The sequence below is a fragment of the Pseudomonas sp. FG29 genome, from assembly GCF_057809355.1.
Genome location: NZ_JBMDJU010000014.1, coordinates 21,812 through 40,122, shown reverse-complemented (window position 1 = coordinate 40,122; position 18,311 = coordinate 21,812). Strand labels below are relative to the sequence as shown.

20 protein-coding genes and 1 riboswitch are annotated in these 18,311 nt (G+C 63.8%); of the genes, 3 read left to right on the top strand and 17 right to left on the bottom strand.

The annotated features are described in order from the left end of the window. The first annotated feature begins 593 nt into the window (after positions 1-593). The gene (locus ACODS1_RS15330) at positions 594-1,709 is read left to right on the top strand and encodes an acyltransferase family protein (protein ID WP_489086333.1); all 1,116 of its coding nucleotides are present in this window, start codon (positions 594-596) and stop codon (positions 1,707-1,709) included. Between the two features lie 86 nt (positions 1,710-1,795). Here ACODS1_RS15330 and ACODS1_RS15325 read toward each other — a convergent pair whose 3' ends face one another. Next, entirely contained in the window at positions 1,796-2,338 is a 543-nt protein-coding gene (locus tag ACODS1_RS15325; RefSeq protein ID WP_489086332.1) for a DUF4376 domain-containing protein, read from the bottom strand. A gap of 219 nt (positions 2,339-2,557) precedes the next feature. On the opposite strand from ACODS1_RS15325, the gene ACODS1_RS15320 reads away from it, so the two are divergent. Next, positions 2,558-2,839, top strand: coding sequence for a S24 family peptidase (locus ACODS1_RS15320; RefSeq protein ID WP_489086331.1), 282 nt, complete (start codon positions 2,558-2,560; stop codon positions 2,837-2,839). Between the two features lie 611 nt (positions 2,840-3,450). Here the strand turns inward: ACODS1_RS15320 and ACODS1_RS15315 are convergent. From ACODS1_RS15315 to cobO, 14 genes are all read right to left on the bottom strand, one after another. After that, positions 3,451-4,002: a glutathione peroxidase gene (locus ACODS1_RS15315; protein ID WP_489086330.1), complete on the bottom strand. Its 552-nt coding sequence runs from the start codon at positions 4,000-4,002 to the stop codon at positions 3,451-3,453. A 62-nt stretch (positions 4,003-4,064) separates the two neighbouring features. Then, the gene (locus ACODS1_RS15310; RefSeq protein WP_489086329.1) at positions 4,065-4,190 is read right to left on the bottom strand and encodes a hypothetical protein; all 126 of its coding nucleotides are present in this window, start codon (positions 4,188-4,190) and stop codon (positions 4,065-4,067) included. Continuing rightward, complete coding sequence (locus tag ACODS1_RS15305) at positions 4,187-5,392, bottom strand: MFS transporter (RefSeq protein WP_489086328.1); 1,206 nt, start codon at positions 5,390-5,392, stop codon at positions 4,187-4,189. The genes ACODS1_RS15310 and ACODS1_RS15305 overlap by 4 nt, the downstream gene beginning before the upstream one ends. 52 nt (positions 5,393-5,444) lie before the next feature. Further along, positions 5,445-5,849 (bottom strand): MarR family winged helix-turn-helix transcriptional regulator, encoded by a 405-nt coding sequence (locus ACODS1_RS15300; protein WP_489086327.1) that lies wholly within the window; start codon positions 5,847-5,849, stop codon positions 5,445-5,447. Positions 5,850-5,921: 72 nt separating this feature from the next. After that, positions 5,922-6,653: an adenosylcobinamide-GDP ribazoletransferase gene (locus ACODS1_RS15295; RefSeq protein ID WP_489086326.1), complete on the bottom strand. Its 732-nt coding sequence runs from the start codon at positions 6,651-6,653 to the stop codon at positions 5,922-5,924. After that, positions 6,650-7,222: an alpha-ribazole phosphatase family protein gene (gene cobC / locus ACODS1_RS15290; protein ID WP_489086325.1), complete on the bottom strand. Its 573-nt coding sequence runs from the start codon at positions 7,220-7,222 to the stop codon at positions 6,650-6,652. The genes ACODS1_RS15295 and cobC overlap by 4 nt, the downstream gene beginning before the upstream one ends. Then, a complete protein-coding gene (gene cobT / locus ACODS1_RS15285) occupies positions 7,222-8,277 on the bottom strand; it encodes a nicotinate-nucleotide--dimethylbenzimidazole phosphoribosyltransferase (protein ID WP_489086324.1) in 1,056 nt (351 codons plus the stop codon). Before cobT ends, cobC begins: the two co-directional genes overlap by 1 nt. Beyond that, complete coding sequence (gene cobU / locus ACODS1_RS15280; RefSeq protein ID WP_489086323.1) at positions 8,274-8,795, bottom strand: bifunctional adenosylcobinamide kinase/adenosylcobinamide-phosphate guanylyltransferase; 522 nt, start codon at positions 8,793-8,795, stop codon at positions 8,274-8,276. Before cobU ends, cobT begins: the two co-directional genes overlap by 4 nt. Before the next feature lie 40 nt (positions 8,796-8,835). Continuing rightward, the gene (locus ACODS1_RS15275) at positions 8,836-10,287 is read right to left on the bottom strand and encodes a cobyric acid synthase (RefSeq protein ID WP_489086322.1); all 1,452 of its coding nucleotides are present in this window, start codon (positions 10,285-10,287) and stop codon (positions 8,836-8,838) included. Further along, positions 10,287-11,297 carry a threonine-phosphate decarboxylase CobD gene (cobD, locus tag ACODS1_RS15270; RefSeq protein WP_489086321.1) on the bottom strand — a complete coding sequence of 337 codons (1,011 nt, stop codon included), beginning with the start codon at positions 11,295-11,297 and terminating at the stop codon, positions 10,287-10,289. Before cobD ends, ACODS1_RS15275 begins: the two co-directional genes overlap by 1 nt. Next, positions 11,290-12,198, bottom strand: coding sequence for an adenosylcobinamide-phosphate synthase CbiB (cbiB, locus tag ACODS1_RS15265; protein ID WP_489086320.1), 909 nt, complete (start codon positions 12,196-12,198; stop codon positions 11,290-11,292). The genes cobD and cbiB overlap by 8 nt, the downstream gene beginning before the upstream one ends. Before the next feature lie 3 nt (positions 12,199-12,201). Continuing rightward, positions 12,202-12,855 carry a 5,6-dimethylbenzimidazole synthase gene (gene bluB, locus ACODS1_RS15260; protein ID WP_322979090.1) on the bottom strand — a complete coding sequence of 218 codons (654 nt, stop codon included), beginning with the start codon at positions 12,853-12,855 and terminating at the stop codon, positions 12,202-12,204. After that, the gene (locus ACODS1_RS15255; RefSeq protein ID WP_489086319.1) at positions 12,852-14,144 is read right to left on the bottom strand and encodes a cobyrinic acid a,c-diamide synthase CobB; all 1,293 of its coding nucleotides are present in this window, start codon (positions 14,142-14,144) and stop codon (positions 12,852-12,854) included. Before ACODS1_RS15255 ends, bluB begins: the two co-directional genes overlap by 4 nt. Beyond that, on the bottom strand, positions 14,144-14,755 hold the full coding sequence (gene cobO, locus ACODS1_RS15250; RefSeq protein ID WP_322979092.1) for a cob(I)yrinic acid a,c-diamide adenosyltransferase: 612 nt from the start codon (positions 14,753-14,755) through the stop codon (positions 14,144-14,146). The genes ACODS1_RS15255 and cobO overlap by 1 nt, the downstream gene beginning before the upstream one ends. A 176-nt stretch (positions 14,756-14,931) precedes the next feature. Next, a riboswitch (cobalamin riboswitch) is annotated at positions 14,932-15,141 on the bottom strand. Positions 15,142-15,609: 468 nt separating this feature from the next. Here cobO and ACODS1_RS15245 point away from each other — a divergent pair. Next, positions 15,610-17,049 carry a sensor domain-containing diguanylate cyclase gene (locus ACODS1_RS15245; RefSeq protein ID WP_489086318.1) on the top strand — a complete coding sequence of 480 codons (1,440 nt, stop codon included), beginning with the start codon at positions 15,610-15,612 and terminating at the stop codon, positions 17,047-17,049. Positions 17,050-17,057: 8 nt separating this feature from the next. Here the strand turns inward: ACODS1_RS15245 and ACODS1_RS15240 are convergent, their stop codons facing one another. Both ACODS1_RS15240 and ACODS1_RS15235 read right to left on the bottom strand, forming a co-directional pair. Then, the gene (locus ACODS1_RS15240) at positions 17,058-17,582 is read right to left on the bottom strand and encodes a C40 family peptidase (protein WP_489086317.1); all 525 of its coding nucleotides are present in this window, start codon (positions 17,580-17,582) and stop codon (positions 17,058-17,060) included. 85 nt (positions 17,583-17,667) lie between these two features. Further along, positions 17,668-18,300, bottom strand: coding sequence for a C40 family peptidase (locus ACODS1_RS15235; RefSeq protein WP_489086316.1), 633 nt, complete (start codon positions 18,298-18,300; stop codon positions 17,668-17,670). Positions 18,301-18,311 lie beyond the last annotated feature (11 nt).

Sequence of the window (18,311 nt, the reverse complement as noted above, 5' to 3'; positions counted from 1 at the left end):
AATACGGGTCTTCTTTTTGGGTGCTTGAGGGACGTTGGGACTGATACAGGACTGGCATTATTGTGCTAGGTAGTGTTTGGTTTTGGTGATCTAGCTGTTTATCGGCGTTCTGTTGATAGCTCCTGTTTCGCCTCCCGGCGACCTTCTTTTGTCAAACGCCACAAAAGAAGGCAAAAGGGCTTGGCCCTGACATCCGGCCCCGGCTTCGCCGGGGTTCGTTCGCTCCATCGTCGCTCCGAGGGTCGGCTTACAAGGGCCGTCCCTGGCCCTTTAAGCCTCTCGCGGCATCCATGCCGCTCGCCCCTCTGCGCAACGATTCCACTCACCCTCCTGAAGGGGCCATTCGCGCGCCTGAAACTGTAGCGCCGCACGTTATTTGACGTACTTTTGCGGGAATCCTGTCGTGTGCTGATGACGAAGTATCCGACAAAATTCCCACAAAACAGCCTGCGGGCTGATGCACCCGCCAGCCTTGATCGTTGAATTAGATTAGCAGTAGCGCCCAAGGCTAACCACGTATGCGCCAAAGGGTGCAAGGGTGACGGCAAAGTGCGACCATTGCGCACCTCAACAATGGGCAGAGGATGCTCACAGTGGTACGTATCACACGAGACCAATCCCGTCAGCTTGACTCCATCCGGGCTCTCTCTGCCCTGATCGTGCTGTTCGGTCATACAAACCAGACGTTACTGCTGCCTACACTCCAGAAGGGCGCGACGGTCGTTGGTTACTTCACTCAGCTTTCGGTCATGGTCTTCTTTGTTCTGAGCGGCTTCCTCATTGGGAAATCGGTCTACAACAACTCAGCCAAGAACGGCGCTTTTGATATCGTGCAGTATGGTCGAGATCGAGCTCTTAGACTGTACCCTCCGCTTATCGCGGCGCTGGTACTGATGGTTCTGATCGCAGCCGTTGCTCCACTGTTTTTCCCATCGGGAACCCATTCTCTGCTGTCTATCCCAGGCGTCACGTTCGTGCGTTCCGAGTACACGGTAGTCGCCAAAGAACTGTTTGGTGCCCTGACATTTCTTAACGGCTTCAAAACCAATACGCCCAATGTCAACGGCCCGCTTTGGAGCTTGTCTTACGAAGCCTGGTACTACGTTTTGGCTGGGGCGCTGGCGATATGGCCCACTCGTAAATGGCTTGCGGTCGCTCTGCTGGTGCTTACCTTATTCATCACTCGAAAAGCCTCACTGTTCTACATCCTCGCGCCTGTGTGGTTTTCAGGCTTTGCGCTTGCCTTCATCCATCAAAGCAAGCCAGCGATGAACAACCGTTTGTTCAGCCGACTATTCATCCTCATGACAGGACTCATGGCGGTGACTGTCGTTTGGGTGTGGCTACCGGGCTCACCTCCAAAGCACGTATGGAGTGATCCGCTTAACTATTTCCGCCTATCTTCTGGTCTATGGTTCGCGTGCTATCTAGCCATGATCATGGGCGGGGCGACCAGATTTCCCACATGGTTCCATGGCCAGGCAAGCTATTCGTACACGCTGTACGTAATACATTTCCCAATCATGCTGTTCATTCTTGGGGTATCACAGCTATATATCTATGGGTCACTACCAAGATCGCTGGCTATCTCTGCCATAACCATCGCCCTCTCAATTGCGGCAGCAAAACTGATCGCGCGCTTTGCAGAGGACAAGAGCGCCCTCAGAGGCGTTACCGCAAGTCTAAATAGAATGTTCGTCAGAAAATGAAAAAGCCAAGCACGGCGATTGCACTCCTCTCCTGCAGTCGCCGCCCAATGGCAATTAAGTTTCAGTCACTCGCAGGAATCCTGCAATTAAACTCGTGACCACCACTTGTCATCGGTGTAGTCGGCCGGAATTTCGGCCATGTCCTTGAGCTGACGCGCAGCAAAGATCAATTCTTGCTTGCGCTCGGCCGCTGCCTTTCCGAAGGCAACCACGGTTTGAGCGTCCATTGGCACAAGGGTGTTGTCGCTAGCGATCCAGGTGAAGTCGGCATCAGTGCTCGACCAGCGAAGGTCGCCCGCTTGCGCCCCGGCCACCACTGCCATAAAGGCCAATTGGGCTGCACCGGCAATGTTCTCGCGGTCGGTGGCGCGTGACTGGAACGTCACGCCCTGGAACTCAATACCGGCATCGATTCGGCGGTCGCGCTCTGCATCGACATCAGCAATCCCAGCAACAAATGGAGGAGGAACGAACTCTATGGGATTGCCATTCTCGTCCACATCAAGCTGCCGTCCTGCAAGCTCGATGTAACGTTCTTTGGTGATTTTGACGACGGGCTGCCCAACGGCATCGCCTGTCACCTTGCCGGGGTATAAGCCCTTGGTCGCGGGGCAGAAGAAGTATTCCATGTCATTTACCCAGTGAGATGTAGAAAGCCTGTTGCGCGCCCGTTGGCGTGCCGCTGCCCGACGCCGCGTCGAGCGAGACGGTCAAAGTACTGAGGCTGGTGGGGAAGGTATTTACCGGGAGTGCGTCATTGACTATTGCATTGCGTTTGTAATTGCCTACCGCGCCCCAGTGCTCCGTTGGGTAGGCGTGTGCCAGCGTGACGGTAGCTGTTCCGCCCGTTGAGTTGGTTGCGCGTTGACGGTGATTCGATGCTGGGTCTGCTCGATGACGGCGACACGGTCATGATTGACCTGAGTCGCAGCGCGCTTGAAGGGGAAGGCGTCTATGTGGTCATGCTCGATGACCACCTCTACGCCAAGCGACTCCAGCGGCAGTTCGATGGCTCGGTACGCATCATCAGCCACAACAAGGAGTACGAGCCCATGACCGTACCCAAGGATCGGCTCGCTGAGCTGCAAATTATCGGGCGCGTCGTCTGGGCTGGCGGCTGGATGATCTAAGGGCGGGAATCATGGACTGTTCAATCCCAGAACAGTCCATGACAAAAAACACCCAAACCGTTCCATTCTTTGATCATTCCCGCGCGGTTTTACGCATCGACTGTCAAACCCGCTGACACTGCCCAACCCCGCGCCGCATCTGGCTTCCGGCCTCCCGCCAGCCTCTCTCCCCCTGTGACAAAAGAGATACCCCCCCTCAGAAACTATCGGTTTAACTCGACGGGTCTGTCATTCGCCGCTGCTCTTACTAGAGCACTCCGAGCTACACCTGAGTTACCCCAAGTTCAGGCGCGTGCAGAGCCCGCCCAGGAGGGAGAACGGAATCGTCGTGGAAGAGGTTGAGCGACATGGATGTCGCGAGAGCCGCGATGGGCCAGGGATGGCCCACCGCGGCGGGCCTCTGGAACGACGATGGAGTGAGCGAACCCTGGCGAAGCCAGGGCCGGATGAACGGGCGGAGGGTTTTGGTTACTTTTGCCCGCAAAAGTTACTCGCCCGGGAGGGCGAAACCAAAAACATCAGCCAAAACGCGGCAGTCCGGAACAGAAACCCGATAGATCAACACAATATTGCCAGTCCGGTATCACGCTCCTCCAACCCCTTGAAAGAACTCAAGGCTGACTAGCAATCGCCTGCTCCACTGCCTTGATCAACTCAGGATCATCCGGCTTGGTCAGACTGGAAAAACTCCCCACCACCTTGCCCTGACGATCGACCACATATTTGAAGAAATTCCAGCGCGGCGCCTTGCTCTGCTCGGCCAGGCCCTTGAACAGCGGAATCGCATCGTCACCACTGACCGGCTGCGGCTCGGTCATGGTGAAGGTCACACCGTAATTGACGTAGCAGACGGTCGCCGTCTCCTTGCTGTCGGCCGATTCCTGGCGGAAATCGTCAGACGGCACGCCCAGCACCTCAAGCCCCTGATCCTTGTAGCGCTGGTACAGCGCTTCAAGCCCTTTGAACTGCGGCGTGAATCCGCAGAAGCTGGCTGTATTGACCACCACCAGCGGTTTGCCAGCGAACTGACAGAGTTCGACGTTCTCGCCCTTGGCGCGCAACTTGGGCAATTCACCTTGCAGCAACGCCGGACACTCCGCTGCCAACACAGGCAGGGTCAGGCAGGAAAGCAGCATGGAACAGGCAAGACGATGAAAGGGCATAACGATGACCTCGAACGGTGGCAGCATTTCGCCACGCTACTCGCAGGCCGCACCGCAGGCAACTAGCAGATACCGACACCCAGTTGCAGCAGTGCCAGCCCACCCTGGCGCCAGCCCCACCAGGCCAACGCCAGCAACAAGCCGAAGCCCAGTGCAAGCGCGACGCCGGTGATCCATCCGCGACTCATGCCGGCGCGCCCTGCAGGCGCGCCACCGGCACCTCACGCACCGGCCAGTTGAGCGCGGCGGCCATCAGACTGAGGCCAATGGAGATTTGCCAGACCAGGTCGTAGCTACCGGTATGGTCATAGAGGTAACCACCCAGCCAACCACCGAGGAAGGAGCCGATCTGGTGGAACAGGAAGACGATCCCGCCAAGCATCGACAGGTTACGTACGCCGAACAGCGTGGCCACAGTGCCGTTGGTCAGCGGTACCGTCGACAGCCACAGCAGGCCCATGGCGATGCCGAACAGGTAGGCGCTCCACTGCGTCAGTGGTGCGACCAGGAACAGCGTGATGACCACACCACGCAGCAGGTACAGGGCACTGAGCAGGCGCGGCTTGGCCATGCGCCCACCCAGCCAACCGGCGATATAGGTGCCGAAAACATTGAACAACCCAACCAGCGCCAGCACCGTGGTACCGGTGATCGCCGGCAAATGATGATCGACCAGATAGGCCGGCAGATGCACCGCAACGAACACCACCTGAAAACCGCAGACGAAGAAGCCAAGCGCCAGCAACCAGAAACCGGAATGCCCGGCGGCCTCGCGCAACGCTTCGAGCAGGGTCTGCTCCGGGCCGTTGCTGACGGGTGCAGGCGCCTCGTTGATCATCGCGGCCAACGGCACGATCAGCGCCACCAGCAACCCCAGCGCCAGCAGCGCCGACGACCAGCCCAGCCAGCCGATCAGCCCGAGCGAACCCGGCAGCATGGCGAACTGGCCGAACGAGCCGGCAGCGGCAGCGATGCCCATGGCCATGCTGCGCTTCTCCACCGGTACGGCCCGACCAACCACGCCGAGAATCACCGAGAACGAAGTGCCGGAGAGGCCAATGCCGATCAGCAAACCGGCGCTCAGCGACAGCGACAGCGGCGAGTCGGCCATGCCCATGCACACCAGCCCCAGCACATAGAGCACGCCACCGATGATGATGGCCTTGCGTGCGCCGAAACGATCGGCCAGCGCGCCGGTGATCGGCTGCGCCAAGCCCCAGATCAGGTTCTGCAGAGCGATGGCGAAAGCGAACACCTCACGGCCCCAGCCGAATTCCGCGCTCATCGGCGGCAGAAACAGGCCGAAGCCGTGGCGGGTGCCGAGCGACAGCGCCAGGATCAGCGAGGCGCCGAGCAGCAGCCAGGTGGTTGAACGCCATGCAGTCGTCATTGTTATCTCCAGCGCACGGCCGCCTGCGGCGGCAAAGGCAGTTGTGCGGCCATCAGGCCAGTTGGTCGAGCAGTTCCATCAGTTCGGCACGGCGATCCGTGCCGAGCCGAGCATTGAGCTCGCGCTGCACCTGTTCCCACAGCGGCAGAGCCTGTTCGATACGTTGCAGGCCGGCTTCTGTGAGCCGTACCTCGCGAGCACGCAAATCGCGCCCTTCGCCCAGTTGCAGCAACCCCAGTTCCTCCAGCACCCGCAGGTTGCGCCCCAGGGTGCTGCGATCCAGCCCCATGGCCTCGGCCAACACGGAAATGCTCGGCTGACCGAGCCGCTGAACATGACGCAACAGGGAAAACTGCGCGGCACCGAGTCCGACGGACGCGAGAGCATCATCGTAACGACGGGTCACGCCACGGCTAGCGCGGCGCAGTTGGGTACAGAGACAGGAGGTCGGCAACATGAATACAGGTATATACCCGCATCAACGATTGGCACTCATACAGTTACGCAGTACGTCGCCATAACAGTTGCGTCAGAGGCTCAATGCCAGAGCCAGCAGTGCAGCGCATTCGCCCAGTTCGACCAGGGCACCTGCGGTATCCCCGGTGGTGCCGCCCAGGCGCTGCAGCAGCCCACGGCGCAGCCAGACGAACAGCAGCGCGCTCACCACCAGAGCCAGCAACCCCTGCCAGCCGAACAGCAGCATGCCCAGCAGATGCGCGCCCAGCACCCAGGGCAGTTGCTGGCGCGGCAGATGATCGACCAGCGCCTGGCCCAGGCCACCCGTGCGGACGTAGGGCGTGGTCGCCAGCAACACAGGCAGCAGGCTGCGACCCAACCAGGGCAGCAGCAGCAGATAGACACCCTGCCCGGCCTGCAACAGGGTCAGCAGCGCAGCGAACTTGAGCAATAGCACCACCACCAGCACCACTACCGCGATGGGGCCACTACGCGGATCCTTCATGATCGTCAGGGTGCGCTCGCGATCACCGAAGCCCCCCACCCAGGCGTCGGCCGTATCGGCCAGACCATCCAGGTGCAGGCCGCCGCTCAAGCCGACCCACAAGGCGAGCAGGATCGCCGCCTGCAACGGCGCCGCCGCCTGCACCAGCAGCAGGTGAGCGCCCCATAACAGCAACCCGAGTAGCAACCCCACGAACGGGTACCAGAGCAACGAACGGCCAATCTGTTCCGGCGTCGGCATGCCCGGCAGGCTGACCGGCAGGCGCGTGAGGAACTGCAAGGCGATCAGCAATGGGATCATGGCAGCTCCGTCAGTTGCCCGTCGGCATCCAGGCGCAAGCGAAAGCGCTGGGCGTAACCGACGTTGACCTGCAACAGCTCCTGCCGTGGCAAGCCGCGTGCGCGCGCCAGCAGCAGACGCATCACCCCGCCATGAGTGACCAGCAACAGGCGCTGGCCGGCATGGGCCTGGTACAGCCTGCGCAAGGCATCGAGCACCCGCGCCTCGAAGGCCGGCAATGGCTCGCCGTTGGGCGGCGTAAAGGCATAGGGGTCGGCCCAGAAACGCCCCAGTGCCTCGGCATCGGTTTCCATCAACTGCGCGGCGCTACGCCCTTCCCAATCACCGAAATGCAGTTCCTGCAGATTGGCCTCGTAGTGCAACGGCAGTCCTCTGGCTGCTGCGACCTCCTCGGCGAAACGCGCGCAACGTTGCAGCGGCGAGCTGATCAGTCGATCCCAGGGGCCGGCATCCAGCAGCGCAGAGCGCAACTGCGCCCAGCCGTGCTCGGTCAGCGCATCGTCCAGGCTGCCACGCAGCCCGCCACCCTGCTCGGTTTCGCCATGGCGCAGCAGTTCCAGTTCGAGCATCAGGCTGGTCGCTCCGCCACCGCCGCCTCGGCGAACGTGGCCATCTGCCCGTGCAGCGCGCAGGCCAGCCGTAACAGCGGCACCGCCAGCGCCGCACCACTGCCCTCGCCCAGGCGCAGGCCCAGCTCCAGCAATGGTTCGGCCTTGAGCGCCTGCAGCACCAGCACGTGGCCCGGCTCAGCACCGTGGTGGGCGAACAGCAGCCAGTCGCGGCAGCCCGGGTTAAGGCGCACCGCCAGCAAGGCGGCAACGCTGCAGATAAAGCCGTCGACCAACACCACCACGCCCTGCTGCGCGGCCGCCAGGTAAGCACCGACCAGCGCGGCGATCTCGAAGCCGCCGAGATGCACCAGCGCCTGCAGCGGCCCGTCGATCTGCGCCTGGTGCAGCTCCAGCGCGGCGTCGATGACGCGCGCCTTATGCGCCACGCCCGCACGATCCAGGCCAGTGCCTGGCCCAGCAAGCTCAGCGGCAGGGCAATCCAGCAACCAGCAGGCCAGCGCAGCGGCCGCCGTGGTATTGCCGATGCCCATCTCGCCACCGACGAACAGGTCGCAACCCACGGAGCGCGCCCGCTGGATACTGTCCCGCCCGACTTCCAGGCAGATCATCAGTTGCGCCATCGTCATGGCCGGATCACGCGCGAAGTTCTGCGTACCGGCGCCCACTTGCAGATGACGCACGCCCGGTAGCGGCGGCAAGGGCTCGGCGGTGCCCAGGTCGATCACTTCCAAAGCAGCATCGAGCTGGCGTGCGAGCACGCTGATCGCCGCGCCACCGCTGACGAAATTGGCCAGCATCTGCCCGGTGACAGCCTGCGGGTAAGCCGAAATGCCTTCGGCCACCACGCCATGATCGCCCGCGAAAATGGTGATCCACAGGCTGTCCAGGCTCGGTTTCTCACGCCCTTGCAGGGCCGCGAGATGAATAGCCAACGTTTCCAGACGCCCCAGCGCACCAGCAGGCTTGGTCAACTGGCGCTGACGGGCCTCGGCCTTGAACCGCGCGACGTGATCGAGCGGCTGGCAGGGCCCCTGCCACCATTGCAATGTCATAACGCGTCTCCCTTGAGCAGCATGGGCAGGCCAGCGACGGTGAATACCACCCGCTGGCTTTTCTCGGCCAGGGCCTGGTGCAGCCAGCCAGCCTCATCGACATAACGGCGAGTCAGTTCCCCGAGCGGCACCACGCCCAGGCCGGTTTCGTTGCTGACCAGCAGGATGCGCCCGGGCAACTGCGCTACACAGGCCAACAGCGCGTCGCGCTCTTCCTGCAAGCGCGCGGAGTCATCCTGCATCAACAGATTGGTCAACCACAGCGTCAGGCAATCCACCAACAAGCAGCGCCCCGGCCCGGCCTGCTCGCGCAGTACCCGGGCCAATGCCAGCGGTTCCTCGACCAATGCCCAGTGCGCGGGGCGCCGCGCCCGATGCTGGGCGACGCGCGCGCTCATTTCACCATCGAGCGGCTGGCTGGTAGCGATATAGACCACGTCCAGCCCGGATTCACTGGCAAGTTTCTCGGCCAGCCGGCTCTTGCCGGAGCGGGCACCACCGAGGATCAGTTCAAGCATTTTCACTCCACAGGCGCGTGTCGCGCACCATTCGATGCGCTCAGGCCAGGCCGCACAGTTTCTTGAGTTTGACGGTATCCAGGTGCTGCTCGACCTGATCGGCCAGGCGCTCGATATCACGCTCACGCAGGGCGTGGTAATCCACCGCCTGCACCTCACGCAGTCCAGCCCAGCGCAGCAGCGCGGCAAATGCCGGGGGCTGTTCGAACAGGCCATGCAAATAGGTGCCGAGCACCTGGCCATCGGCGCTGAGGCCGCCATCATGGCGACCGTCGTCGAGCTGCACGGCACCGTTGAGCCCAGGCCCCTGGCTGACGCCGGCATGGATCTCGTAGCCGCTGACCGCTGCCTGTTCCAGGCACAGCCGACCGCGCACGTTGCGCAGTTGCTTTTCTGGCTCCAGCAGCGTTTCGAAATCGAGCAGACCGAGGCCCTCGCTGCTGCCGGCAGCCCCCTCCAGCGCATGCGGATCGTGAATCTGCCGGCCCAGCATCTGCAGACCGCCGCAAATACCCAGGAGCTTGCCGCCATAGCGCAGGTGGCGGGTGATCGCCGTATCCCAGCCCTGCTCGCGCAGGCGCGCCAGATCGGCGCGCACGCTCTTGGAGCCGGGCAGGATGATCAGATCGGCAGGCGGAATCGCCTCGCCAGCCTTGACGAAGGTCAGTTGGACCTGGGGATGCAGACGCAACGGGTCGAAATCGGTGTGGTTGCTGATGCGCGGCAGCACCGGCACCACCACACGCAACGCCTGCTCGGCCTTGGCCTGCTGGCGGGTGTCGACGGCGTCCTCGGCTTCCAGGTGAAAGTCCATCAGATAGGGCAAGACGCCGAGCACCGGCTTACCGGTGCGCTGCTCGAGCCAGTCGAGCCCCGGCTTGAGCAAGCCGATATCGCCACGAAAGCGATTGATCACGAAGCCTCGGATGCGCGCCTGCTCGCTCAGGCTGAGCAGCTCAAGCGTGCCGACCAGATGGGCGAATACACCGCCCTTGTCGATATCGGCGATCAGGATCACCGGGCAGTCCACCGCCTCGGCGAAGCCCATGTTGGCGATGTCACCGGCACGCAGGTTGATCTCGGCCGGCGAACCGGCGCCTTCGACCAGTACCAGTTCGTACTCTTCGACCAGCCGCGCGTGGGACTCCAGCACCGCCGCCATGGCGACCGGTTTGTAGCCGTGATAGGTCAGCGCCTGCATGTTGCCGATGGCGCGGCCGTGAATGATGACCTGGGCACCCATGTCACTGTTGGGCTTGAGCAGCACCGGGTTCATATCGGTATGCGGCTCCAGGCCGGCGGCCTGCGCCTGCACGGCCTGCGCCCGGCCGATTTCGCCACCGTCGACGGTCACCGCCGAGTTGAGCGCCATGTTCTGTGGCTTGAACGGTGCCACGTGCACGCCCTGGCGTCGTGCCCAGCGGCACAGCGCCGTGACCAGCGTGCTCTTTCCGGCATCGGAGGTGGTGCCCTGCACCATCAGGGTGGGCATCAGTTCGATTCCTCGAGACTGCTGAGGATCGGCGCACAGTCCAGCAGGCCCTGCTCCAGACGATGCCAGCCCACCTCATCGGCCGGCAGGCCGAAGCGCAGGCTGTCCAGTTCGGCGAACAGCCGTACCAGGATGCCACGCCGCGCCAGCAGCTCCATGCAGGGCACCGCACGCCGCGTGCAGCAGAACTGGAACAGCGCCGAGCCGCCCGTCGGCGGTAAGCCGCAATCGCGCAATAGCGCCGCCAGTCGCGCACCGTCGGCCAGTAGGCGCTCGCGCTGCAGGCACTGACCGGCCTCGTCACGCAGCAGGCTGAGCGCCACGCTGCGCGCCGGACCGCTGACCGCCCAGGGGCCAAGCCAATCATCCAGCTCATCGAGCAGGGCCTGCGCCGCGAGGACGAAGCCCAGGCGCATGCCGGCCAGGCCGAAGAACTTGCCGAATGAACGCAGCACGATCAGGCCAGGCAGGTCGCTGAATGGCGCCAGGCTGTGCTGCGGCGTGCAATCCATGAAGGCTTCGTCGACCACCAGCCAGCCGCCACGCTCAGCCAACTCATGGTGCCAATCGAGCAAGCGTATCGGCTCGATCAGGCGTCCGGTGGGGTTGTTCGGGTTGACCACCAACAGCACGTCGAGCTGCGGCAAGGCGCGATGCGTAGAACCTTCGCTGAGCGTGATGACGCGGTGGCCCTCACGCCGCCAGGCTGCACCATGCTCGGCATAGGTGGGGGCGAGAATGCCGACGCTGCAGGGTTTGCGCAGGCGCGGCAGCATCTGGATCGCGGCCTGCGAGCCGGCCACGGGGAGCAGGCTGGAGGCGCCGTAGTAATCGCGGGCGGCGGCATCCAGGCCGTCATTCACTTCGGGCAGACGCATCCAGGCTTCGGCCGGCACCGAGGGTAGCGCCCAGCCATAGGGAGCGACGCCCGTGGACAGATCCAGCCAGTCCTCCAGCGCGATGCCATAACGCTGCGCGGCTGCGCGCAGACGACCGCCATGTTCAAGCACCCAATACCTCCCAAACCAGCAGGCATACCAGCCACAACACCACGCCGCCGATCACCCGGTTCATGGCGCGCTCGATATCCCGCGCATGCGGCGCCGGGCCTTCGCCCAGTTGCGGGCGTTCATGGCGCTCACCATGGTACTCCGCCGCCCCGCCCAGGCTCACGCCCAGGCTGCCCGCTCCCGCGGCCATCACCGGGCCAGCGTTGGGACTGTCCCACAGCGGCGCCTGCCTGCGCCAGCACTTGAGCGCCAGGGCGGTGCGCCCCAGCACTGCGTAGGTCAACGCCACCAGGCGCGCCGGAATGTAGTTGAGCACATCATCGATCTTCGCCGCCGCCCAGCCGAAGCGCTCGAAACGTTCGTTGCGGTAGCCCCACATGGCATCGAGGGTGTTGCTCAGGCGATAAAGCACGACGCCGGGCGCACCGGCGACGATGAACCAGAACAAGGCGGCGAACACCGCATCGGAGCCATTCTCCAGCACCGACTCGGTACCGGCGCGGGCCACCCCGGTGGCGTCCAACGCTGCCGTATTGCGGCTGACCATCCAGCCGACGCGCTCGCGCGCCAGTTGCAGATCGCCCAGGCGCAACGCCTGCGCCACCGGTTGCGCGTGCTCGTAGAGGCTGCGCAGGCCAAGGGCGAAGTACAGGGCAAAGATTTCCACCGCCCAGCTCAGCCCGCTGATATGCGCCAGCAGCCAGGTCAGCAGGGTCAGCGGCAACACCGCCAGGCACCAGGCAGTCACGCCATGGCTGCGCCAGCCGCCACCGGACGGGTTGAAACGTTGCTCCAGACGCTCGGCCAGACGCCCGAAGGCCACTAGCGGATGCGCACGGCGCGGCTCGCCCAACACGGCATCCAGTGCCACGCCGGCACAGGTGATCAGCGCCAGGCTCATCGTTCAGTCACCCTGCTCTCCCCATCGATTCTCGAACAGCAACTCGCTCAGTGGGCGCGGCGTGGCCCAGCCCTCTTCCACCAGCATGGGCTTCTCATAGAAGGCCTGCACCGGCCCCAGGCACAGCAGCGCCACCGGTTTGCTGCCTGCCGGCATGCCCAGCAACTCGGCCAGCGCCTCTGGGTCGAACAACGACACCCAGCCCAGCCCCAGCCCTTCGGCACGCGCGGCCAGCCACAGATTCTGAATGGCGCAGGCGACCGAGGCCATATCCATTTCCGGCAGCGTGCGTCGGCCGAAGATATGCGCTTCGCGCCCGTCCATCAGCGCCACGGCCAGCAGCTCGGCGCAGTCACGAATACCCTCGACCTTCAGGCGCATGAACGCGTCGCTGCGCTCGCCCAGGGCTTCGGCGGTACGCACCCGCTCGGCCTCCACCAACGCATGAGCCGCCTCACGCAGTTGCGGATCGCTGATACGCAAAAAGCGCCAGGGCTGCATCAACCCAACGCTGGGCGCGTGGTGCGCCGCTTCGAGCAGACGCGCCAGAACCTCGGGCGGCACCTCGCCACCGGCGAAATGACGCATATCGCGACGCTCGGCGATGGCGCGGTACACCGCCGCGCGCTCCTCGGGGCTGAACGCGTGCTCGCTCATGGGCGCAGCAGCGCGGCGGCCGCCTCCGGGTTGGACGGTAAATAGAAGTGGATGTAGCTGGCGGTCAGCCGGCCGAGACGATAGACCGCTTCGGCCACCGGCTTGCCGTTCGGGCAGCGACCGAGCGCCAGCGGTTCGAGCGGGCTGTCCAGGCGCGAATGATGGTAGCTATGCCCGCGCAGCTCGCCTTCCGGCAGCGTCACCGCCTGCAGAGCCAGCGCGGTCAGGCGCGGTTGCAAGGCGGCGCTGCCGACCAGCAGACCGAGCATGCGCCCGCTGGCTCCTTGTTTGTCCCGTAACTCGTCCAGCAGATAGAGCATGCCGCCACATTCGGCGAGCAACGGCTTGCCGGCCTGATGATGGGCATGGATCGCCGCCGCCATGGCCTGATTGGCTTCCAGCTCGGCCAGGTACAGCTCGGGATAGCCGCCGGGCAGGTAAAGGCTGTCCACCTCGGGCAGCTCGCTATCGGCCAGCGGCGAGAAGTAGCACAGCTCGGCGCCGAGCGCCTGCAGCAGGTCGAGGTTGGCCTGATACAGGAAGGCGAACGCGGCATCGCGCGCCACGCCGATGCGCACACCGTTCAACAGGGGCGCAGGCTCGTCGATCTGCGGCGCGGCAAAACTTACCGCCGGCGGCAGATCGACATCAGCACTGGCAGCCAGTGCATCGGCAGCAGCGTCCAGGCGCGCATCCAGATCCGTCAACTCGCCCGCCTGCACCAGGCCCAGATGGCGGCTGGGCAACTCCACTGCGGCGCTGCGCGGCAAGGCGCCGAACCAGCGAATGCTAGGCGGCAGGGCATCCCGCAGGATATCGCCATGGCGGCTACTAGCAACGCGGTTGCCGAGCACCCCGGCAAAGGGCAGATCCGGCTGGAAGGTGGCCAGGCCATGGGCCAGCGCACCGAAGGTCTGCGCCATCGCCGCACCATCGATAACCCCCAGCACCGGCACACCGAAGTGGCGCGCCAAGTCGGCGGCCGAGGGTTTGCCGTCGAACAGGCCCATCACCCCTTCGATCAGAATCAGATCGGCCTCGCCAGCGGCCTGCCACAGCAGACGACGGCTCTCCGCCTCGCCGACCATGGCCAGGTCGAGCTGATACACCGGCGCGCCGCTGGCACGGGCGTGGATCATCGGGTCGAGAAAGTCCGGGCCGCATTTGAACACCCGCACCTTGCGCCCCTGCCGGGTGTGCAGGCGCGCCAGCGCTGCGGTAACGGTGGTCTTGCCCTGGCCGGACGCCGGCGCGGCGATCAGCAGCGCCGGGCAGTGACGTGTCGTCATCAGAATTCGATGCCCTTTTGCGCCTTCACCCCGGATTTGAAGGCATGCTTGACCAGGCTCATCTCGGTAACCGTATCGGCCGCCTCGATCATCCCCGGCAAGGCGCCCCGGCCGGTCACCACCACGTGCTGCAGCAGTGGCCGAGCCTCGATATCGGCCAGCACCGCGTCCAGTTCGAGATAGCCGTGCTTGAGGGCGATGTTCAGCTCATCCAGCACCACCAGGCCAACGGATTCATCGCTGAGCAGGCGCCGGGCCACGGCCCAGGCCTCCTGCGCCTTGGCGATGTCGCGCTGGCGATCCTGGGTTTCCCAGGTGAAGCCCTCGCCCATCACGTGATAGCTGACTTCCTCGGGGAAGCGGCGAAAGAAGGTTTCTTCGCCGGTGCTGGCCGCGCCCTTGATGAACTGCACCACACCAACCTTGATGCCGTGACCGAGGGCGCGCGCGACCATACCGAAGGCGCTGCTGCTCTTGCCCTTGCCATTGCCGCTATGCACCAGCAACAGGCCATATTCATCCTGGGCCTGGGCAATCTTCTCGTCGATCAGGGCTTTCTTGCGCTGCATGCGCGCCTTGTGGCGGGCATCGCGTTCGGCGGATTCGCTCATGCTGTGTTCCCGTACATCAGGCGCCGGCACCGTCATTCGAAGGTGCGACGATGGTGAGGAAGCATGCGAGTGCACGCGACGTCTCCAGGCGCTGGTGGCTGGTCAGGCAGGCGGAAGACGCAAACACGAACGCCCCGGTTGAACCGGGGCGTAAGCCGGACAGCGCCCTCCGCGATGCCATGAAACTGCGACAGGCCGGTCTCCGGGCTCGTGAGCGACGCCAATGGCGCCCCGCCGCGCCTTCCCGTGCCTTGCACAGTGGCCTGAAGCGGCGTTTGACTCACCTACCGTTGCGGGGGCAGCGCCGGCATGCGCACCGGCTTCCCTGTTTCACCCCTCGGTCGCCGGTTACAGCGACGCGGGGCACCTGAAGCAAGGCGCGCAGGGTAGAGGCTGGCAGGGCTGCGCGTCAATCTTCGGCGCTGCGCCGTCTCCGCCCATGCACCCGGATTAATGGCACAATGCGCCCTCGCGCCTAAACTAATGCCCATAACCGAACTCAAAGCCTGCGCGCGACGGCAGATTCCGCTCGCACCAAATCCTGAACCCCTATTCGCGCCACCCATTTTCACGAACGTGGAGTCCCAATGCTGTTCACGTTTGCCTTCAACGGGTCGCATTCACCTCTTGCGCAAGCCTGCTTGCCACTGCTGCGGCTCGCCTGTACGCACACGCATGCCTCCACGGCGCTCGTGCTGGAGAAAGCTCCGCATCAGGCTCACGTCGTCGCGTTCAGCGGACAGCCACTTGCCGATACGCCCGCCCAGCACCCAGGGCAGTGGCCCGAAACCGCACGACATCTCGTAGATCGGCAAGCGATCGCCCGTCAGCTCGGGATGGATCCGCCAGATTCCGTGCAGGCCCTGAGCCTGCTCCCGCTGGCGGCCGGCAAGGCTTTGCTGTGCCTTTTCCACGAGCGCGCGCAAACGCCCGATGGCAGCGAGGCACTGAGCGATATCGTCAGCAGCCTCGACACGCTGCTGACAATCACCTGGGAACAGCAAGCCCTGATGCGCCGGGAACAACGCATGGCGCTCGCCATCGACGGCAGTAACACCGGCATCTGGGATCGCGACCTGAACAAGGATCGCATTCACTACTCGCCACGCTGGAAGGCGTTGATCGGCTATGCCGAGCATGAAATCGGCGACGACATTCACGACAGCTACAAACGCATCCATCCGGACGATCTCGCCCGCGTTCAGGCCACCATAATCGACCACCTGGAACAACGTACCGAAGCCTACGAGGTCGAGCACCGCATCCGTCACCGCGACGGTCATTACCTCTGGGTGCGCAGCCGTGGCAAGGTGGTGGAACGCGACCGCAGCGGCAAGGCACTGCGCATGGTCGGCACCACGACCGACATCAGCGCGCTGCGCAACATGGCCGAGCAGCTCGAGCAGACGGCCGAACTGATGAGCGCACTGAGCAATGAAATCCCCGGCATGGTCTTCCAGTTCCATGCCCAGGCAGATGGCAGCGGCCAGTTCACCTACATCAGCGCCGGTTCACAGGAGATTTACGGTGTCTCCCCGGCCGAGTTGCAGGCCAACCCGCAGCGCCTGCGGCAATTGCTGCACCCGGATGATCTTGGGCTTTACATGGGATCGCTGGAAAGCGCGACCCGCAACCTCACGCCCTGGCGCCTGGAATATCGGGTCTGCCGCAGCGATGGCAGCCATACCTGGTGCCAAGGCGCGGCCAGACCGACTCCCCAGGACGACGGCAGCGTGCTCTGGCATGGCTTCATCACCGACATCACCGAACGCAAGAACTTCGAGGTCGAGCTCAATGTTCTGGCAACGACGGACTCGCTGACCCAACTCTCCAACCGCCGCCATTTCATCCGTCAGCTCGACGCGGAACTGGCGCGACTAAGACGCTCGATCATCCGCAATGCCACGCTGCTGATGTTCGATCTGGATCACTTCAAGGTAATCAACGACAGCTGGGGCCATTCGGTGGGCGACCAGGCGCTACGCCATTTCGCCGACGTGATCCGTGCCCACCTGCGCAAGACCGACGCCGCGGGCCGTATCGGCGGAGAAGAGTTCGCGGTCGTGCTGTGCGATGCGGATCTCGATGCCGCCCTGCGCTTCGCCGAACGCATCCAGCAGGAGCTGGCACGCACGCCGTTGCAGCATGGCGACCAGCAGACTCACCTGGCGACCAGCGTGGGTGTAGCGACCCTCAGCAATGACGATCAGGCTGCGGAGGCGGCCTTGTCACGCAGTGACATGGCGCTGTATCGCGCCAAGCGCGCCGGACGCAACCGCATCGAACATCAGTGAATGACGCTTCAGGGGTTGTGCGCCAGCTCGGGCGTCAGCACGCGCTTGGCACTGAGGTAGGTGCTGCGCCAGTAGCGATTGTCCAGGCTGTCCAGACGTACCGTGCCGCCAGTGGAGGGCGCGTGCACGAAGCGCCCCTCCCCCACGTAAATGCCGGCATGACTCACCGCACCGCCACCATTGGTGGCGAAGAACACCAGATCACCACTGCGCAACGCATCGCGCGCAACGCCCGGGCGACGCATGGCACTGAGCTCACGAGTCGAGCGCGGCAGGCTGATACCTGCCGCATCACGGTACACATAGCCAATCAGGCCGCTGCAATCGAAACCACCATCCGGTGTGTTGCCACCATAGCGATACGGCGTTCCCACCAGGCCCAGAGCGCGGAACAACACATCCTCGGCAGCGCCGGGCGCGTCGAGCGATATGGGTGGCGGGTTGTAAGTGGGTTGGGGCGCGGGAGGAGAACTGCTGCAGGCACTCAGCAGAGCGATGGATGCGATGAAGGCAAGACGGAGCGTGAAAGGCATTGGCGGGACGATCCTGAGCCTGAGTGCGCCCTACTCTGCCGATAAGCGACGAACGGCGCAAGCCTGTCAGGCTGCGCCGTATCGATCAGGGGTGCTGGGCGTGGAGTTCTTCCTGAGGGGCCAGTGCGAGAACGCGCTTGGCTTCCAGGTAACTGCGATTCCAGTAGCTGTCATCGAGACTGTCGATGCGCACGCCGCCACTGCGACGACTGCTGGAATGGATGAACTGATCGTCACCGATGTAGATACCGGCATGACTGACCCGACCACGACCACGATCATTGAACAGGATCAGATCACCCGGCTCGAGGTCGGCACGCGCCACCTTGGGAGCATCGAGCTTGATCAGATCACGCGTGGAGCGCGGCAGTTGCAGCCCCAGCTCTTCCCGGAACAGATAACCAACGAAGCCACTGCAATCGAAGCCGGACTGTACCGAGGTACCGCCATAACGGTAACGGGTACCGATCAGCGAGCGACCAAGATCCAGCAGGCTGTCAGCCAGCTGAGGCATTTCGTAAGGTTTGCCGTTGAGCGCGGCGGCAGCGGCTTCGTCGCTGTCGACGCCGTCCAGTTGAGAAACAGGACGCGATGGGAAGTCCGGTTGCACTGCGACGGGTTTGTCATTCTGCGGCTGCGACTGCGGCGAGTGACCTGCGCAGGCAGCGAGAAACACCGTGAGTGCGAGGGGCACGAGGGGTGCGAAGCGTTTTAGCATGGGCACGACCG

What these genes read in the sequence shown, in the direction of transcription:
- ACODS1_RS15325 (WP_489086332.1), bottom strand. Translation starts at nt 2,338, where the DNA reads ATGGAATACTTCTTCTGCCCCGCGACCAAGGGCTTATACCCCGGCAAG.
- ACODS1_RS15315 (WP_489086330.1), bottom strand. Translation starts at nt 4,002, where the DNA reads ATGCCCTTTCATCGTCTTGCCTGTTCCATGCTGCTTTCCTGCCTGACC.
- ACODS1_RS15310 (WP_489086329.1), bottom strand. Translation starts at nt 4,190, where the DNA reads ATGAGTCGCGGATGGATCACCGGCGTCGCGCTTGCACTGGGCTTCGGC.
- ACODS1_RS15305 (WP_489086328.1), bottom strand. Translation starts at nt 5,392, where the DNA reads ATGACGACTGCATGGCGTTCAACCACCTGGCTGCTGCTCGGCGCCTCG.
- ACODS1_RS15300 (WP_489086327.1), bottom strand. Translation starts at nt 5,849, where the DNA reads ATGTTGCCGACCTCCTGTCTCTGTACCCAACTGCGCCGCGCTAGCCGT.
- ACODS1_RS15295 (WP_489086326.1), bottom strand. Translation starts at nt 6,653, where the DNA reads ATGATCCCATTGCTGATCGCCTTGCAGTTCCTCACGCGCCTGCCGGTC.
- cobC (WP_489086325.1), bottom strand. Translation starts at nt 7,222, where the DNA reads ATGCTCGAACTGGAACTGCTGCGCCATGGCGAAACCGAGCAGGGTGGC.
- cobT (WP_489086324.1), bottom strand. Translation starts at nt 8,277, where the DNA reads ATGACATTGCAATGGTGGCAGGGGCCCTGCCAGCCGCTCGATCACGTC.
- cobU (WP_489086323.1), bottom strand. Translation starts at nt 8,795, where the DNA reads ATGCTTGAACTGATCCTCGGTGGTGCCCGCTCCGGCAAGAGCCGGCTG.
- ACODS1_RS15275 (WP_489086322.1), bottom strand. Translation starts at nt 10,287, where the DNA reads ATGCCCACCCTGATGGTGCAGGGCACCACCTCCGATGCCGGAAAGAGC.
- cbiB (WP_489086320.1), bottom strand. Translation starts at nt 12,198, where the DNA reads ATGAGCCTGGCGCTGATCACCTGTGCCGGCGTGGCACTGGATGCCGTG.
- bluB (WP_322979090.1), bottom strand. Translation starts at nt 12,855, where the DNA reads ATGAGCGAGCACGCGTTCAGCCCCGAGGAGCGCGCGGCGGTGTACCGC.
- ACODS1_RS15255 (WP_489086319.1), bottom strand. Translation starts at nt 14,144, where the DNA reads ATGACGACACGTCACTGCCCGGCGCTGCTGATCGCCGCGCCGGCGTCC.
- cobO (WP_322979092.1), bottom strand. Translation starts at nt 14,755, where the DNA reads ATGAGCGAATCCGCCGAACGCGATGCCCGCCACAAGGCGCGCATGCAG.
- ACODS1_RS15240 (WP_489086317.1), bottom strand. Translation starts at nt 17,582, where the DNA reads ATGCCTTTCACGCTCCGTCTTGCCTTCATCGCATCCATCGCTCTGCTG.
- ACODS1_RS15235 (WP_489086316.1), bottom strand. Translation starts at nt 18,300, where the DNA reads ATGCTAAAACGCTTCGCACCCCTCGTGCCCCTCGCACTCACGGTGTTT.